At 44.4% G+C, this 17,589-nt stretch carries 13 protein-coding genes and 2 tRNA genes; 6 read left to right on the forward strand and 9 right to left on the reverse strand.

What is annotated here, in order from left to right; genetic code table 11:
* Positions 1 to 2 precede the first annotated feature (2 nt).
* The 4 genes from RWY97_RS03360 to RWY97_RS03375 all read right to left on the reverse strand — a co-directional run bounded on the left by RWY97_RS03360 (position 3) and on the right by RWY97_RS03375 (position 3,592).
* Positions 3 to 464 (reverse strand): Fur family transcriptional regulator, encoded by a 462-nt coding sequence (locus RWY97_RS03360; protein ID WP_021584312.1) that lies wholly within the window; start codon positions 462 to 464, stop codon positions 3 to 5.
* Between the two features lie 62 nt (positions 465 to 526).
* The gene (locus tag RWY97_RS03365; RefSeq protein ID WP_315565525.1) at positions 527 to 1,147 is read right to left on the reverse strand and encodes a DNA alkylation repair protein; all 621 of its coding nucleotides are present in this window, start codon (positions 1,145 to 1,147) and stop codon (positions 527 to 529) included.
* Complete coding sequence (locus RWY97_RS03370; protein WP_315565526.1) at positions 1,144 to 3,096, reverse strand: dipeptidyl-peptidase 3 family protein; 1,953 nt, start codon at positions 3,094 to 3,096, stop codon at positions 1,144 to 1,146. Before RWY97_RS03370 ends, RWY97_RS03365 begins: the two co-directional genes overlap by 4 nt.
* Before the next feature lie 28 nt (positions 3,097 to 3,124).
* Complete coding sequence (locus RWY97_RS03375) at positions 3,125 to 3,592, reverse strand: helix-turn-helix domain-containing protein (RefSeq protein ID WP_024991342.1); 468 nt, start codon at positions 3,590 to 3,592, stop codon at positions 3,125 to 3,127.
* 118 nt (positions 3,593 to 3,710) lie between these two features.
* On the opposite strand from RWY97_RS03375, the gene recQ reads away from it, so the two are divergent.
* Positions 3,711 to 5,558 (forward strand): DNA helicase RecQ, encoded by a 1,848-nt coding sequence (gene recQ, locus RWY97_RS03380; RefSeq protein WP_315565527.1) that lies wholly within the window; start codon positions 3,711 to 3,713, stop codon positions 5,556 to 5,558.
* A gap of 411 nt (positions 5,559 to 5,969) precedes the next feature.
* On the opposite strand, the gene RWY97_RS03385 is transcribed toward recQ, so the two are convergent.
* The 3 genes from RWY97_RS03385 to RWY97_RS03395 form a co-directional block, all read right to left on the reverse strand.
* A complete protein-coding gene (locus RWY97_RS03385; RefSeq protein WP_315565528.1) occupies positions 5,970 to 8,459 on the reverse strand; it encodes an ATP-dependent helicase in 2,490 nt (829 codons plus the stop codon).
* Complete coding sequence (gene mtgA / locus RWY97_RS03390; protein ID WP_315565530.1) at positions 8,460 to 9,194, reverse strand: monofunctional biosynthetic peptidoglycan transglycosylase; 735 nt, start codon at positions 9,192 to 9,194, stop codon at positions 8,460 to 8,462.
* Positions 9,195 to 9,320: 126 nt separating this feature from the next.
* Positions 9,321 to 9,998: a YiaD family glycine zipper/OmpA-like lipoprotein gene (locus RWY97_RS03395; RefSeq protein WP_314740998.1), complete on the reverse strand. Its 678-nt coding sequence runs from the start codon at positions 9,996 to 9,998 to the stop codon at positions 9,321 to 9,323.
* A 208-nt stretch (positions 9,999 to 10,206) separates the two neighbouring features.
* Here RWY97_RS03395 and proS point away from each other — a divergent pair, with 208 nt between their 5' ends.
* The gene (proS, locus tag RWY97_RS03400) at positions 10,207 to 11,688 is read left to right on the forward strand and encodes a proline--tRNA ligase (protein ID WP_315565532.1); all 1,482 of its coding nucleotides are present in this window, start codon (positions 10,207 to 10,209) and stop codon (positions 11,686 to 11,688) included.
* A 67-nt stretch (positions 11,689 to 11,755) separates the two neighbouring features.
* On the opposite strand, the gene cdd is transcribed toward proS, so the two are convergent.
* Both cdd and RWY97_RS03410 read right to left on the reverse strand, forming a co-directional pair.
* The gene (cdd, locus tag RWY97_RS03405) at positions 11,756 to 12,235 is read right to left on the reverse strand and encodes a cytidine deaminase (protein ID WP_315565533.1); all 480 of its coding nucleotides are present in this window, start codon (positions 12,233 to 12,235) and stop codon (positions 11,756 to 11,758) included.
* Between the two features lie 96 nt (positions 12,236 to 12,331).
* The gene (locus tag RWY97_RS03410; protein WP_315565535.1) at positions 12,332 to 13,774 is read right to left on the reverse strand and encodes a right-handed parallel beta-helix repeat-containing protein; all 1,443 of its coding nucleotides are present in this window, start codon (positions 13,772 to 13,774) and stop codon (positions 12,332 to 12,334) included.
* A 156-nt stretch (positions 13,775 to 13,930) separates the two neighbouring features.
* On the opposite strand from RWY97_RS03410, the gene RWY97_RS03415 reads away from it, so the two are divergent.
* The 4 genes from RWY97_RS03415 to RWY97_RS03430 all read left to right on the forward strand — a co-directional run bounded on the left by RWY97_RS03415 (position 13,931) and on the right by RWY97_RS03430 (position 17,565).
* Positions 13,931 to 14,003 (forward strand) — tRNA-Thr (locus RWY97_RS03415).
* Between the two features lie 22 nt (positions 14,004 to 14,025).
* Positions 14,026 to 14,098, forward strand: a tRNA-Gly gene (locus tag RWY97_RS03420).
* A 471-nt stretch (positions 14,099 to 14,569) separates the two neighbouring features.
* On the forward strand, positions 14,570 to 15,442 hold the full coding sequence (locus tag RWY97_RS03425; RefSeq protein WP_021583958.1) for a sigma-70 family RNA polymerase sigma factor: 873 nt from the start codon (positions 14,570 to 14,572) through the stop codon (positions 15,440 to 15,442).
* Between the two features lie 86 nt (positions 15,443 to 15,528).
* On the forward strand, positions 15,529 to 17,565 hold the full coding sequence (locus tag RWY97_RS03430; RefSeq protein WP_315565536.1) for a DUF5686 family C-terminal domain-containing protein: 2,037 nt from the start codon (positions 15,529 to 15,531) through the stop codon (positions 17,563 to 17,565).
* Positions 17,566 to 17,589 lie beyond the last annotated feature (24 nt).

Raw genomic sequence — 17,589 nt, forward strand, 5'->3', positions numbered from 1 at the left:
GTTTAGACTGTTATTCCGCGTGTAATTTTACCTTGACACGCACTGCAAACACCATATATATATAGCGAGAATCCATCTTTACGAAATCTTTTCAGATGTACATTCTCCACAGCTCTTGCAATATTCGGAACGTGGATTTCCGTAACTTTTCCGCACACGGTACATATTTGATGACAGTGATTGGAATTGGCATAGCAAGCCTCATACCTTGTTCCATCAAGTAAATGATGGCGCATTATCAGACGAAGTTCGATAAAAAGGCGCAGCGTATTATATAACGTAGCCCGACAAACAAAGAACTTCCGCTCGATTAAGCATGCTTCTAACTGTTCAAGCGTGAAGTGTCCGCCCATCGAATAGACTGTATCTAAGATGGCATAACGTTCAGACGTCTTACGACGATGGTTTGTTTCAAGATAGTTATCAAGTATACGCCTGACCGTATTCTTCACGTTTTCTTTCATCTATACTACTTCTGAGATTTTCACAAAAATACATTTTTTATTGAATTAATTGTGGCGAGCCTTCAAAATATATCAATATTGAGAGGTTTTAACGCTTTTCGTGCCATATTCGCATAGACATATCCTAATTGAATGAACCGTTCTACACTGGCCAATGCTGCCCGCCTGACTCCCATATTACCGCTTTGCAAAGCCACATAAACCTGATCCAGATACTCATTAATACCTCGTGTATTAGGCTCTTGCCCCTGCATAAACAAACGGGCGAGTATTTGATAGCTGCAAATCTGACGGAGATCATCATCCGAGGCCATCCATTCGTAAGCCAAGATTGGTGCATAATCTAAGTGCTGATACAGATTAAAAGCAGCTAACTCGGCTATTTCCTGCGAGGGAGTCTGCTCCATCCAGATATCAACCACTTCCGGTAACGTCTGCTCCGGAGGCATTATCATCGTCGCCAGAATCTTACATTCACGGATATTTTCTTTCCATAACGCGATAGCTAACTCATAATCCTTACCATATTCGGCTGCCATCGCTTTCAATGTGGGAATGGGAACGCCCCAGTTCAGTTTATATTCAACCCCTTTCTCACGCATTGATCGCGATGCATCGCCATTCATATAGAGCCGGAAAGACTGTTTGATCTTCCTTAGTTTCGTACTGTTCTCTTCCGTCATAACAATCCGAACTCTTCACTATAACGCAACATCTGATCCGAATATGTCTCCGTATAATCGAGCAGAACATCTACAATCTCACCTTTCTCATCAAAAACCGGCTGCATCCGCGGGTTGATGAATCCCTTATAAGGTGCAAGATTCAAACGAGCATATCTTTCCAACACTTCGTGATGCAATTCACTGTCCACCGTAACAGCATACTCCTCCACCAAATCACGTGCTGCCGCAAAGTCGCCTTCGCTCTTGATGCGCTGGATTTCGGCCAAGAGTCGGGCAAAAAGATCTCGTAATGCTTGATAATCATCAATGACTACGAATGTTTTCCCATTTTGACGGGTCAACGAAACAATGCCTTTACCCTGCTCATATACCCAATGTGCAACGAGTGCACGGTTGCGCATATGCGCCTCCTCGATACAATGCCCGGGACGAATACGCGTTAGTTGTGTCATCAAGCCATTGAGAATATAAGTATAATAATGTGCTTGATAAGCCTCTCTGTCACTCAATAATCCTAATTCTATGAGTTTATCATCAGCCATATAATACAATCCGAACAGATCAGCACGCGCTTCTTCGATCGTATTCCCATATTCTTTGAGGGCATCTGAATCCACACCGGGTAGCAGTTGACCGCTTCCGTGCCCCAAACATTCGTGCAGATCGGTGTGCAGATCATCACAAAGATCACCGTAACGGTCAATCAATGCCCGTGTCGTTTCATCGCAAACAAACTCTTCATAAAAGCCATTGCCGTGTGCAGCCTTATCATATGCTTCGGTAAGATTACCGATCGTGACACTTTTTGAACCGTATCTCGCCCGGATCCAATCGGCATTGGGTAAGTTGATTCCTATGGCTGTGGAAGGGTATTCATCACCTCCGAGCATCGCAGCGCATATCACATTAGCCGTAACACCGCGCACTTGGCTCTTGCAGAAACGCGGATCCACGGGTGAATGGTCTTCAAACCATTGTGCATTTTGGCATATTTTCTGCGTGCGACGCGTTGCTTCAAGATCTTTATATTCAACAATTCCTTCCCAAGAACCTTTTAATCCGAGGGGATCTCCATAGACTTCAATGAATCCATTAATAAAATCTACCCTACCTTCCTGTTCTTTAAGCCATTCGATAGAATATTGATCAAAGGCCTTTAAATCACCCGTACGGTAATAGTCGACGAGCAATCGGATCACGTGTTGTTGCTGTTCATTTTCTGCTACAGTAATTGCCCGTTCCAACCAAGAGATAATTACCTGAATGGCACGACCATATCGCCCGCTTTCCGTCCATTTGAGTTCGGAAATTGAGCCATCCGATTTCACCACGGTCGAATTCAATCCCCACGAGGGCGGTTCCTCATCACTGTCTGACTTCAATGCCTTGTAATAATCTTCAACCTCTTTTTGCGTTACACCATCATAAAAATTGCACGCCGAGGTCTTAACCAAATCATCTCCAGCCGCCTTATTGACACGCTTGGGTAATACCTCAGCATCAAAGATTACCGGGAATATCTCACGGATAAAATCTGTAGCCTGCATTCCTTCTTGTTGCAAAGGCCAAGCAGATACGCCCAACTTCTCAATCTCATTTTGTAGAAAATCTTCCGAGAATTCAGGCTGAAACTTCTCACATCCATAATGATGATAGATGCCGTTAGAGAACCACAGGCGTTTAAGATAAAGTTCCAACGCCTTGAAATCAGGAAGATCTTTCGACCCATTATACCTTATATATATAGCTTCTAAAACTTTCCGAATCCGTAAATTGTATTTACCGAATTGGTCGGTTGTGATATCTCGGCCCGCAAGTGTGGCTTGAGACAAGTAATAGATATATGCTTTCTGACGAGCAGATAATTCTTCAAAACCATTAAGCCGATAGCGAAGCAACTGCAAATCGGCAAATCGCTCGTCTGTATAAATAAAGTTTTGTATCATTTTTAATTAACGAAAGGGTGTAAAAATATTACTTTTCAGACTCCCGTTTGCGCTTAGTCGACTTTTTATCAGTAACTCTTCGCTGCGGAAGATAACGTAATTTGTAAGCCCGTGGCGTACACCCGTTGATCTTATAAAAAGCCGCATAGAACGACTGACGATTAGAGAAGCCTACCATATAGGATATATCCTCGATATTTAAGTCCTGATAACGCTTGTCAGCCAACAGTGCCATCGCCTCTTCAATGCGATAACTATTGACCAAAGCTGCATAATTTGTGTGAAACCTAACGTTGAGAACAGCCGAAATGTAGCGCGTATTTGTACAGAGATCCATAGCTAATCGCTTAGCCGAATAACCCTTATCCTTATACATTTTCTTAATAAGGAGAGCATTGATAATTTTTTCTTTCAAGTCATCCATCAACTGTGGGCTAACCAGTGTACGATAAGCCGCCTCCTTGATCTTCTTGTCTGTAATGTTGTATTTTGCCATTTCTACACGTAACAATATGCCACCTAACTGATGCAAAAATAGTTATTATTTTGCGTATAATCAAGTTTTAGTGTGAGTTTTTTCACAAAATACCGTAACTTTGCGGTAAAGTTAAACGATGGATATATCTTTTCTCCTCAAAAAATATTATGGTTTCAGTACATTCAGACCAAATCAATGCGAAATCATCAACGACATTATGGCAGGTAACGACTGCCTCGTATTGATGCCCACAGGTGGCGGAAAGAGTATATGTTACCAGATTCCGGCCTTGGCAATGCAAGGAACGGCCATCGTAGTATCGCCACTGATCAGTTTGATGTACGACCAAGTGGAGGCGCTCAAAGCCAACGGTATCTCAGCAGAAGCACTCAACAGCGGCAACGATATGAACCAAGACCTCATCATCAAACGCCGTTGTCTTGCGGGAGACATCAAACTTCTCTATATGTCTCCCGAACGATTGATTTCCGAAATACCCTTTCTGCTCAGCGAAATCAAAATCAGTCTGATTGCTATTGACGAAGCCCACTGCATCAGTCAATGGGGACACGACTTCCGACCGGAATATTCTCAGTTGGGCATTCTGCACGACAAATTTCCCCAAACGCCCATCGTGGCCCTTACGGCAACGGCCGACAAGGTAACAAGACAGGACATTATCAAACAGCTTCGCCTGCAAGTAAGCACCGAGGAACATATTTATATTTCCTCGTTCGACCGCCCTAATCTGTCGCTGAGCGTACGAAAGGAATCGGGAAAAGCCGAGAAAATGAAAGTCATTGTCAGCTATATTGAAGAGCATCCGGGCGATGCCGGCATTATATATTGTCTCAGTCGAAAGACTACCGAGAGCATAGCCGAATATCTGTGCAAACGAAACATCCGCGCCGTAGCCTATCACGCGGGGATGTCAGCAGCCGAAAGAAGTAAGATTCAGGAGCAGTTCAAAAATGATCGGACGCCCGTTGTCTGTGCCACAATTGCTTTCGGAATGGGCATTGACAAAAGTAATGTACGCTGGATATTCCATTATAATATGCCCAAAAGCATTGAAAGCTTTTATCAGGAGATAGGCCGTGCAGGCCGAGACGGAGCTCCTGCCGATACCATTCTGTTTTATTCGCTGTCCGACGTTATTCAATTGCGACGTTTTGCTAATGAAAGCGGCCAACGGGAAGTGAATCTCGAAAAGCTGCAACGGATGCAAGACTATGCCGAAAGCAGTGTTTGCCGACGCCGTATTCTGTTGAACTATTTCGGCGAACAAAGCGATCACGACTGCGGTCATTGTGACGTATGCCTGAGTCCGCCCCGAAAATTTGACGGAACACAACTCATCCAAAAGTCACTCAGCGCAATAGCACGCACGAATCAGCACATCCGATTCAGTACGACCATCGAAATTCTCCGCGGAATAGCATCATCTGCGGTTGTGAGAAACGGTTATGACCGCATCAAGACATTCGGTGCAGGGCGCGATATCAGTACAGCAGAGTGGCAAGACTATCTATTGCAGATGCTGCAAATGGGTTTTATCGAGATCGCTTATAACGAAGACGACGCCATCAAAATAACCCTCAGCGGACAAGATGTCCTCTATGGTCGGAAGCAAGCAGAATTAGCCGTTCATCAGAAACCAGAACCCATCAAACGAAAAGAGACAAAACGTCCGCTCCGTTGGCGTGAACGGGTGGAGATAGCAACCTCTCAGATATTCCCCGAAGTCCACGTTTCACACGTAGAAGATGCTGGTCTCTTCTCCGCACTACGTCAATTGCGCTTTGCCTTGGCCCAGGAACAAGGCTTTCCGGCCTATATCGTTCTATCAGACAAAGTTCTTCACACCCTCGCTGCCGAGAAACCGACAACCAAAGAGCAGTTTGGTAATATTCCCGGAATTGGTGAATACAAGAAAGAAAAGTACAGCGAGGCTTTCATCCAGGTCATCAAGAGATTCGTCTAAACTTCCTCCTACTACATCGATCGACCTTAACTATTATGAAAAAAGCAGACAAAAGTCTGTTTACCAATCAAAGAAATATAGCTTGAAGAAAAACTCCTGACAACCCTCAAACAGATACTTATCGCTCGGCTATTGGTTTTCGAAAAGATGAAATACCGTTAACAGACGCATCAAAAACCATAAATCACAAGGTGAAAAAGAGCTTTCCATCATGTCGTTAACAGCTATTCATCCCTTAAACTGAAATCTTTTGAAAAGGGATAAATGTCAACGCACTTATTATCAACCAATTAACAAAACGGTAAAAACGGCGTATTTATATCCAAGGTAACAGTCGACTGTAAATAACGCAAAGGTGAGAGCGTTTACCACTCCGATTTATTGACACTTTCACTTATCATTCTATCAAAATCACCCAATCACTTTGAATCGGGCGAATTTCAACAGAAGTTGCTTGCGACCGGTGTTTTTGAACTCTACGGTAGCCTTGGCATTCTCTCCTGTTCCTTCAATTTTAGTGACTATCCCGATACCGAAACGCTGGTGTTCGATAACCGAACCTTCATGTAAACTGGTGTCATTGGGCATCGAAGCCCCCTTCTCCCCTACCGTTCGATTGCCGTTTGACACGGCATCTTCAAGTTTGCGGAGATTGCCGCTACCTGCATTCAGTTGACGTTTGAACGCTGGAGAGAACGGATTTACAGGATTTTCGTGGTGATGAGGACCTGTAATTTTAGGTTTGACATCGGCCCGAAACTGGTCCGCTACGGGTCTGCTGTTCTGCATCCGACTGCCATAATCGAGCTCATCATCAGCCGATGAGCGGAAAGCTGAATAGTGACGACCAATTCGGAAGTCATCATTCTTGAAACGAGACGAGCGATTGTAGGAGCTGCGTACATAGGAGCGGGAAGCGTAATCATCGTAGTTGGCCTCGCCCTCAATGCGCAGCAAAGCGGGATCGATGTCCTGGATAAAACGGCTCGGTGTGTCGAACTCCATCTTGCCAAAACGAAAACGATTCTTGGCGCATGTCAGAATGCAATGCTTCTCGGCACGCGTAATGGCAACATAAAGCAGGCGACGCTCTTCTTCGAGCTCCCGGACGCTGTTGGTCGACAACGGACTGGGGAAAATATTCTCCTCTAATCCCACGATGAAAACCGTCGGAAACTCCAATCCTTTGGCCGAATGCACCGTCATCAATGTCACGCGGCTCTGCTCATCGGTATCGCTATCGAGGTCGGTTAAGAGTGAAACCTCTTGAAGAAAATCGGTGAGATAGATTTGATTTTCTTGTCCTTCTTCGCGCCGACTTTCAACAAAGTCTTGCATTCCGGATAGAAATTCCTCCAAGTTTTCTTGCCGTGCAAGACTCTCTGGATCGGTTTCGGAAAAAAGATCGGCACTGATTCCGCTCACCTTAATCAATTCCTGACCCAGTGAATAAGCATCAGTGTCTTGCTTTTTCTCGATAAAGCTGCTGATCAAAGCCCTGAAAGCGTCTAACTTGGTGATGGTTCCCCGGTTGACATTCAGCTGATATGCGGCAGGATTGGCAATCACTTCCCAAAAGCTCACACCGCTTTGCCGGGCTGATTCAGCAATTTTGGCAACCGTAGTGTTGCCGATTCCGCGGGCAGGATAATTGATAATGCGCTTGAAAGCCTCCTCATCGTCAGGATTGGCAACCAATCGGAAGTAAGCGATAATATCCTTGATTTCCTTGCGTTGATAGAAACTCAAACCACCATAAATACGATATGGAATACTCTGTCGGCGCATCTCTTCCTCGAATGAACGGCTCTGAGAATTGGTTCGATAGAGAATGGCGAAGTCGCTATACTCACATCGCTCCACGGCTTTGATACGTTTGATTTCCTTACAGACAATAATGGCCTCCTCCTTATCCGAATAAGCCTGTTTGAAAACGAGTTTTTCGCCCTCGTCGTTGCGGCTAAATACATCTTTGTGAATCTGTCTACCGTTATGCTTAATCAGACTGTTAGCAGCCTGAACGATGCATTGTGTAGAACGATAATTCTGCTCAAGCTTGAAAAGTTTGGCTTCTTCGTAAATCGTTTGGAAATCGAGAATATTATCAATGTCGGCTCCTCGGAATCCGTAAATACTCTGTGCGTCATCGCCTACAACGCAAACGTAGCGGTGTTCGCGTGTCAACTGCAAAACGATGCACTGCTGCACGTAATTGGTATCTTGATACTCGTCAACTAAAACATAGCGAAAGTGCTCCGCATATTTACGCAACACGTCGGGATATTCGGTAAACAGCGTATGCGTCATCACCAAAAGATCGTCAAAGTCCATTGCATTGGCTTTACGACAACGCTGGCAATAATTGGCATAAACTTGCCAGAGAGCCGACATCCGGCTCTGTCGATCGCGCTCCAACAGTTCTTTATTCTGTGCGTATTGTGCCGAAAGAATCAGATGATTCTTTGCCATTGAGATCCGACTGTGCACAGATGCGGGTTTATATACCTTGTCGTCGAGCGCCATCTCTTTGATAATGGTTTTGAGCAACGACCGAGAGTCAGCTTCATCATAGATGGTAAAATCAGCATTGAAGCCCAATAGCTGGGCCTCTACACGTAGAATGCGCGAGAAGATAGAGTGAAACGTGCCCATATTGAGCCGCCGTGCCGCTTCGTGTCCGACAAGATGACCGATGCGTTGCTTCATTTCATTGGCTGCCTTGTTGGTAAACGTGAGTGCAAGAATATCCCACGGCGCCATACCCTGCGCCAAAAGATAAGCGATTTTATAAGTAAGTACGCGCGTCTTACCCGATCCCGCCCCGGCAATCACCAGTTGCGGACCTCCGTTATATTCAACGGCCATACGCTGACCGGCATTCAAATCTTTCAGCAATTCCATTTATTTGGATCTTTTGTACACACCACCCGACACGGTATTTGGGTTGATTTCTTCACCCTCTCGCGGGAAAGAGGGAATAAATTTCATCTCTCTCAATATTCGTTTCTGCCTCAGACGCATATAGGCGCCAGGTTTCTGCGAATTGAACTTACGCGGATTAGGCAACGTAGCGGCAATCAACGCACAGTCAGCACGCGATAAATCAGCTACCATTTTACTGAAATGCTGTTCAGCAACGGCATCTGCTCCATAGATGCCATTACCCATTTCGATAGAGTTTAAGTAAACTTCCATAATCCGTTGCTTACTCCAAAGCAGTTCGATCAGTGCCGTGAAGTACACCTCGAAGCCCTTTCTCATCCAGCTACGACCAGGCCATAGAAAGACGTTCTTGGCCGTTTGCTGCGATATTGTACTTGCTCCGTGCTTCTTTCCGCCTCCTAAATTATGGGCAACAGCCCGCTCGATGGCTTTGTAGTCAAAACCGTGATGCAGTAGAAAACGCTGATCTTCGCTCGCCATTACAGCCACAGGGAGATGCGGAGAAATCCGATCTATTGACACCCAATGATGATGAAGAGCGGGGCTTTGGTCTTCGCCGATTTGCTGAAAACAGCGAATGACCATTAGCGGTGTAATGTAAACGGGAATGAAACGATAAGCTACGACGACCAATATCGTTGAGCTGAAAAAGAGGCTGACGCCCCATCTAAAAATCTTTCTTATCATTTTCATTCCAGTAAGACTATTATTACACATACAAGGGCAGGCCCAACGTTCGTTTGTTTATGGCTGATAATCTTATATCCTGCCTACAAACAGACATCGAGTCTGCCCTTTCTGTTAATTGAAAATCATAAATTACTTCAATGTCCCGTTATTAGCGGCGTCTACCATAGCCTGACTCGCATAAAGGAACACCTCTACCCGACGATTCTGTTGACGACCACTCGCTGTACTGTTGCTTGCCACCGGGTCAGAACTTCCTTTACCTTCAACATTTTGGAACTGCCCAGCCGGAACACCGCACTGCTTTAAATAATTCACAACACTTTGTGCACGGCTGTTGCTCAAAGGCACATTGATACCGTCATTACCTGTTGAATCAGTATGGCCATAGATATCTACGTGACAGTCATTATTATTTTTGAGCACGGAAGAAAACTTTGCCAACTCGTTTTTGGAGGTCTGATTCAATACCGCTTTGTTGGTAGCAAACAAGATTCCACTATCAAACGTTACCCTGACAGCCTTCAAACCATTGTTATCCGTTACCTCTTCCACCTTAGCATTTTTCACTTTCGCGGCCGTCTCGGCAGCCACTTTGTCCATATGTCTGCCTATCAGAGCCCCTGCTCCGGAACCAACCGCACCGCCGATAGCGGCACCCACGGCCGTATTTCCGGCAATCTTACCGATGATTCCACCAATCAACGTACCGCTGCCGGCACCAATCAAAGCACCCGTTCCTGTTTTGGTAGAACAACTAAAAATAACTGTAAGCCCCATAAATAGGGCTACAAACTTCATCCTTTTCATAATCTTTATCCCTTTGAACTACTATTTTAACTTTTACCTATTCCCCTTAAAACAATGCTGCAAAGGTAATTCTTTTTCCGTATTCATACATACTTGCCAACATTTTTTTGTAATTTTGCCACAAAATTACAGTAAATCGTTTGTTGAATAATGGGATTTCGCCTAAAAACAGATATAGATTTCCCTAAAACGAATATCAAGACGTCTTATGGCAAAAGAATTAAAAGAATTGACCAAGCGCTCAGACAATTACAGTCAGTGGTTTAATGACTTGGTCGTAAAAGCCGAATTAGCAGAGCAATCGGCCGTTCGCGGTTGTATGGTAATCAAACCTTACGGTTACGCAATATGGGAAAAGATGCAGCAACAGCTTGACAAGATGTTTAAAGAAACGGGTGCACAGAATGCGTATTTCCCGCTGTTGATTCCTAAATCATTTCTATCACGCGAGGCAGAACACGTCAAAGGCTTTGCCAAAGAGTGTGCTGTAGTGACCCATTATCGGTTAAAAGCAAGCGAAGACGGCAATAGTGTAGAGGTAGATCCTGCTGCACGCCTTGAAGAAGAACTCATTATCCGTCCCACTTCGGAGACAATCATCTGGAATACGTATAAGAATTGGATCCACTCTTGGCGTGATCTGCCGCTGATGTGTAATCAATGGTGCAACGTAATGCGGTGGGAAATGCGCACAAGGCCTTTCCTTCGCACTTCGGAATTCCTCTGGCAGGAAGGCCATACGGCACACGCCACGCGCGAAGAAGCCGAAGAAGAGGCCAAGAAAATGCTGCATGTATATGCCGATTTTGCTGAACAATGGATGGCAGTACCCGTAGTTCGGGGTGTCAAAAGCGAAACCGAGCGATTTGCCGGAGCCTTAGACACTTATACGATCGAAGCTATGATGCAAGACGGAAAGGCTTTACAGAGCGGTACTTCACACTTCTTAGGACAGAATTTCGCTAAATCTTTTGATGTAACTTACCTCAACAAGGAGAACAAACCCGAATATGTGTGGGCTACTTCGTGGGGAGTCAGTACCCGATTGATCGGTGCACTCATTATGACTCACAGCGACGACAATGGTCTTGTGTTGCCTCCGAGACTGGCTCCAATACAAGTCGTCATCATCCCTATTACCAAAGGAGCAGACCAACTGCAAGCAATTACCGAGAAAGTAATCCCAATTATCAACGAACTTCGTGCGCTCGGTATTTCCGTAAAATATGACGATGCCGACAACAAAAGACCCGGATTCAAGTTTGCCGATTATGAGTTGAAAGGCGTTCCCGTACGTTTAGTAATAGGAGGACGTGATATTGAGAACGGAACAGTAGAGATAATGCGCCGTGATACGCTCGAAAAAGAGACGAAACCTATTGACGGAATCGTTGAATTTGTCAAGAATTTGCTGGATGAAATGCAGCAAAACATTTTCCAAAAAGCACTCAAATTTCGCGACGAGCACATCTACGCCTGCGACAACTACGATGAGTTCAAAGAGCGAATCAAAGATGGCGGCTTTTTCCTTTGCCATTGGGACGGTACCGAAGAGACTGAAGCTAAGATCAAAGAAGACACACAAGCCACTATTCGTTGCGTGCCATTCAATGCCGAACAGACACCGGGCGTGGATATGGTAAGCGGTAAACCCGCTAAATATCGCGTCATTATCGCACGCAGTTACTAATTCATCCAAAAGGAAATGCCATCATACAGATCTCCGTATGATGGCATTTCCTTTTTTTATCAATCATCTATCGCATATTCGCATCTACGAAAGACAATGGCAACAAGTCTTTAACACTATTCACGGCATATACCGCCCGAGCACCGAAAAGCAAAATTCTGACAGGTCGTTTATACCGATCTTCCATCTCTAAAATCACTTGTCGGCACGCACCGCAAGGCGTAATCGGATCTTTTAAGAGACCCTTGTCATTGCTGGCAGCGATAGCCAAAGTCGTAATCGGCTGTTCGGGCTGTTGCGACTGGGCTGCAAAGATAGCCGAACGCTCGGCACATAAGCCCGATGGGAATGCCGCATTCTCCTGATTAGCACCGATAACGATCTGTCCATTAGCCAATCGCAAGGCCGCTCCTACATAGAAACGGCTATAATTGGCATACGCATTGTGCGTGGCCTTAATAGCTGAACGCACCAATTCTTGTTCCGAATCGGACAGCTCTTCCATTGCATACTGCTCGATTTTAATATCCAAGTGTATTTCTTCCATTACTGATTTGATAAATTATTGCTCATCACTTCCCCCTTTATTACTTATCTCCTTACTCCTTAATTACTTCCTACTTTCGACTCTACTACCGAATCCTCATCTCCTATTCTGCCTATATTCAAAAGCCCCGATATCCGGTTTCTCATCGCGTTTTTCTCCTCTACGATCATCGACTGGGGCCGTTCGAGAATCTGCCTTCCCCACAGCTATGCTTGAACGACGCAAATTAAAATCAAATTTCATTGTTCGCGTATCTATCTTAACGAAGTTTTTGTCCCCAGTTCGAGCCGTATCAACAACATCTTCATAAATGACTTGCGTAAAATGTACACTGTCTTCTGTTGTCACTTTGGGCATACGGATCACGCAATGATTAAACAGATAGCTGCCCTCCGCGGGTCGGTCGCCGAACGCTCTTACACAAACATTATCGGCAAAACCTGTTATCAGCGTGTTCCGACACTGTAAGTTCAACGTCGAATGACCTCCATTCATCAAACGAAAAGCCACCCCTCGCTCGGCATCAAAGGGGTAAAACTGCGCGAAAGTACATCCATTGATCTCGGTCTTTCCGCCTTTCAGCAAGAAGCAATCATTCAAGGCATTGGTTATCTGACAATTAATCAATTTCACATAGGCTGTATTTACGGCCAGCCCATAACCTTTATGATTATGAATAGTAACCGCATTCATCGTCAATTTCAGTCGGTTTACATCGGAAGAATCGACCCAGACACCATCCATAGCACTGTGAATATCCGTATAAGTAAGTACATTTCCGTAAGAAGAGGAATGAAACCGAACACCGCCCCATTGCCCGCTTACACGATCGTAAGGCAAGTAATCGAACATCCGATCGATGCGATCGCCACGCAAAACAACATTATGTGCAGCCGTTCCCTCAGCCAACAACCTACCAAAAACATCCATCCGGGCATTCGCGTGAAAATAAAGTGTTGTTCCGGCAGTAACCGTCAGCGTGGCGGCACTGTCCACTTTGATTCCTCCATAAACAATGATGGGCTTCTTACTCGCCATCACCGAATCTCTCTTAATGTGCACATTCCGTAACAAAAGAGCATCCCACGAATAGGCTTTGAGGCTCACTCGCTGCTGCACTCCATTTTCCAACGTGAACACCAAATGGTCTTCCACCTTCTTGGGAACAGCCTGACCTGTGGCATTGGCAGTCATTTCGACAAACACTCGTATGCTATCTTTACGGCGGATTTCCACTTCTCCCGTCTGATATCCGGTCGTTTCACCTAAGTAAATACCGTCTACATTTACACGAAATCCAGTCTGATTGCCTCGCTCCAACCGAACATTGGCACAGCGCAGTCCACTTCTCGACCGGTTATAGACCCAAAATGTCTTGGTCGCCGCAGGTACTTTGGCAAACACGGTGTCCATAGACAACGTATCGACGGAGAACGACAGGCGAGCATCCGACGAGGAATGAAAAGAATCCTCATTTGCACACGAAGACAGGAATGCAGCCCATAACACTACAAAGAAGAATATTCGTCCTTTTTTCATCAATTGAATAACGAGACTTATACCTTATTATTATATATAGGATAACAAATAAACGAAAAAAGAAAAAAGTATAATGATTATTTGGTTCATAAGAAAAAAACACGTAACTTTGCATTCGCAATTAGGCAGGGAAACCTTTCTTCAATAAGAAAGAACGCCGATATGGCTCAGTTGGTAGAGCAATTCATTCGTAATGAATAGGTCCCCGGTTCGAGTCCGGGTATCGGCTCAAAGTCTTAAATACACTTACCGCGGTAATAGCTCAGTTGGTAGAGCACTAGCTTCCCAAGCTGGGGGTCGCGAGTTCGAGCCTCGTTTACCGCTCTAAATCTTTCCTAAAACACAACGCTTCACTTTTAAGTCTTTTCTTATATTCAACCGTTTCTCTAACTATCTGTATGTCTTAGAGTTACAATATATTATTTTTCCGTTTCCAATTAACGGCTTTTTACCCGTCGTCTAACCGTTAATTACCGTGCGTTTAACCGTTAATCACACGCTGTTTAACAATTAATTGCACGCTGAAAAGCCGTTAATCGCACATTATTTAAAGGTATCTCGCAAAATCAGAGCTAATTCACCCCAAATCGACTCTTATGGATTCAAAAACAAACTTACCATCGACACCCTACTCCCCTTTACCTATTCATTATTCCAGTTTATGTATTTTTAACTACAAATAATCAAAGAAAAGCCACCGACTTATCATTATTTTTAGTAAATTTGCGGGGTTTTAGGAAAGGATTTAACTATTTAACTGATTATCAAACGGTTATATAGAGTAAGAGGTTTAAGATGAGGCAATTAAAGATTCAGAAGAGTATAACTAACCGTTCAAGTGAAGCGTTAGACAAGTATCTTGTAGAGATCGGACGGGCACCGCTTATTTCCATTGAGGAAGAAATCGACTTGGCACAGAAAATCAAAAAAGGAGGCCCCGAAGCACAACGAGCTGAGGAGAAACTCGTCACAGCCAATCTGCGCTTTGTTGTTTCCGTGGCCAAGCAATACCAACATCAGGGACTTTCACTGACCGATCTCATCGACGAAGGAAACATCGGTCTGATCAAGGCTGCTAAGAAATTCGATGAAACTCGCGGGTTCAAGTTCATCTCATATGCAGTGTGGTGGATTCGACAAAGCATTCTGCAAGCCATCGCCGAGCAAAGTCGCATCGTGCGATTGCCGTTGAATCAAGTTGGCTCATTGAGCAAAATCAACCACGAAATCAATAAATTCGAACAGGAAAATCAACGCCACCCCTCTGTATCCGAGCTTTCGGAAGCCACCAAATTGGACGAAGAGAAAATCGGGCAGAGCCTAATGGCCGACGGACATCACGTAAGTATCGATGCTCCTTTCCAAGACGGAGAGGAGAACTGTATGTTAGATGTAATGGCGTCGGGCGATGACAGCCGCACAGATAAACAAGTTGACCACGAAAGTATGGCTCTTGAACTGAACACAGTACTCAATAAAGTGCTCAAAGAACGTGAAATCACTATCATCAGAGAGTGCTTTGGTATCGGATGTCACGAAAAAGGATTGGAAGAAATAGGTGATCGGCTGGGGCTGACACGTGAACGCGTACGCCAGATTCGTGAAAAGAGTATAGCCAAACTGCGCGACAGCGGCAATGTTAAGATTCTGATGAAGTATCTCGGATAAGATTTTGACATTCACTTTCAATTATATCGCCCTGCCTTTTTGCAAAGGTGGGGATTTTTTATTACCTTTGTCGTCAAACAATTCTGATGAACATATTATGCAAACGCATATTCAGAATCACACTGATAGCCCTGATATGGACAACAGGTGTGGCTGCAAAGGTTCGCCCAGACACCTTGATGATCCGCCGTATTTACAACTATCCCCTAACAGTCGATACCACCGGACTGCACAATTCGTACACATATTCTTATCGACGGCATACAATCAATGTGGAGAAAAGAAACTTTACGCTTTTAGCTGTACCGTCGATGTATTTCATTGCACACGGCAATAATCGCAAATATATCAGTGAGGCGTATGACAAAATAACGTTCAGTGATCTGAGACAATTCAACACCCAACGGATAATTGCATTGACAACCATCCCTCATCATCATAAAACGATGCCTACACTGTTGAAGTATCTCACGCCACAAATCTATAATGAGACCATCATTGAGAATCATCTGCTCTCACCGTTCAATCGACAGAACCACGTATTTTATCGTTATAAAGTAACTTTCTTACTGAATGGAACGGCAAGAGTCTCCTTTAATCCCCGACAAGATAATACGCAGTTGATTTGCGGCACGGCGTTAGTCGATTACGCAACAGGCCGTGTTATTGAGATGACATTCAGCGGAGAATATGACATGATCAACTTTACGCTCCACTTGATAATGGGTAAAAAGGAACAGAAATCACTGCTTCCGGAAAAGTGTGAACTTGATTGTAAGTTTAAATTCATCGGTAATCTAACCCGAGCTAAATATCTTGCATATTACGGTTTGCCTAAAATTTTACCCGACTCCATCGTCGATTCAGACGATATTGCATTGATAAAACAGGTTCGTCCTGACACTCTGAGCAGCGAAGAACAAGCTATTTATGATCGAGATAACGAGATTGCAGCTCGCAAAAACACAGAAACCGTAAAGAAAAAAAAGAAGAGCAAGCTTAAAACCATCCTCTGGGACATCATCGGAGACCATCTTGTCAATCGCATTAAGTCCAGTTTCGGCGATAAGAACCAGGGCTATATTCGTATCAATCCCATTGCAAACCCATTGTATATGGGTTACAGCCATCGGCGAGGATTTACTTATAAGTTCAACATTCGTGGCAGCTATAACTTCTCAGACAACTCAGAACTCTGGGCGAGAGTGAAAGCAGGCTATTCGTTTAAGCAGCATCAGTTTTATATGCGTGTGCCAATCATCTATTATTATAATAAACATCACAATGGATTTCTTCAAATAGAGTTTAACAACGGAGACCGAATTACCAATACATCTGTGTCTGATCATATCGAAGATAACGATACGACAAAAGATTATAAACCGCATCTCAATACCTTTAAAGATATGAGTCTGCGAGTAGTCAACAACTATGATATCTCCGATAAATTTGGTTTTCAAGTCGGTTTCATCCTCCATCGGCGCACAGCTTTAAACAAAGTAGCCTTTGAAAGAGCCGGACTGACCTACAATTATCGCTCTTTCGCCCCCGTAATAGAGCTTGAGTACCGCCCTCTCGGATGGAAAGGTCCAATCCTAACAATGGATTATGAACGAAGTATTCGCGGTGGACGGCGAGACAATACGGCCTATGAACGATGGGAAATAGACGGCCAATACATTCGGAATATGGGTAGATTACAGCGTCTTTCACTGCGTTTAGGTACAGGATTTTACACCTGGAAAGACCACAATTCATACTTTCTTGACTTCGCAAACTTCCGTGAGAACAACATTCCCGGCGGTTGGAATGACGAATGGAGCGGTGAGTTCGAACTCCTGAACAGCAAATGGTACAATGAGTCTGAATATTATGTGCGGGCCAATGTCACATACGAGAGTCCTTTGTTAATTACAAGTCGCCTACCGTGGGTAGGCCGTTTCATCGAGACTGAACGTATTTACGCCAGTGCACTGTCGGTCAAACGTCTTCATCCTTACTTCGAATTGGGATATGGATTCACCACACGCTTATTCTCAGTAGGACTCTTTGCCGCCAATAAAAATGGTAAATTCAGCGGCTTCGGATGTAAATTCGGATTGGAATTGTTCCGCCATTGGTAGCTCATTCACCTCCTTTCATTCATC

This window comes from Hoylesella pleuritidis (assembly GCF_963541955.1).
Taxonomy (GTDB): domain Bacteria; phylum Bacteroidota; class Bacteroidia; order Bacteroidales; family Bacteroidaceae; genus Prevotella; species Prevotella pleuritidis.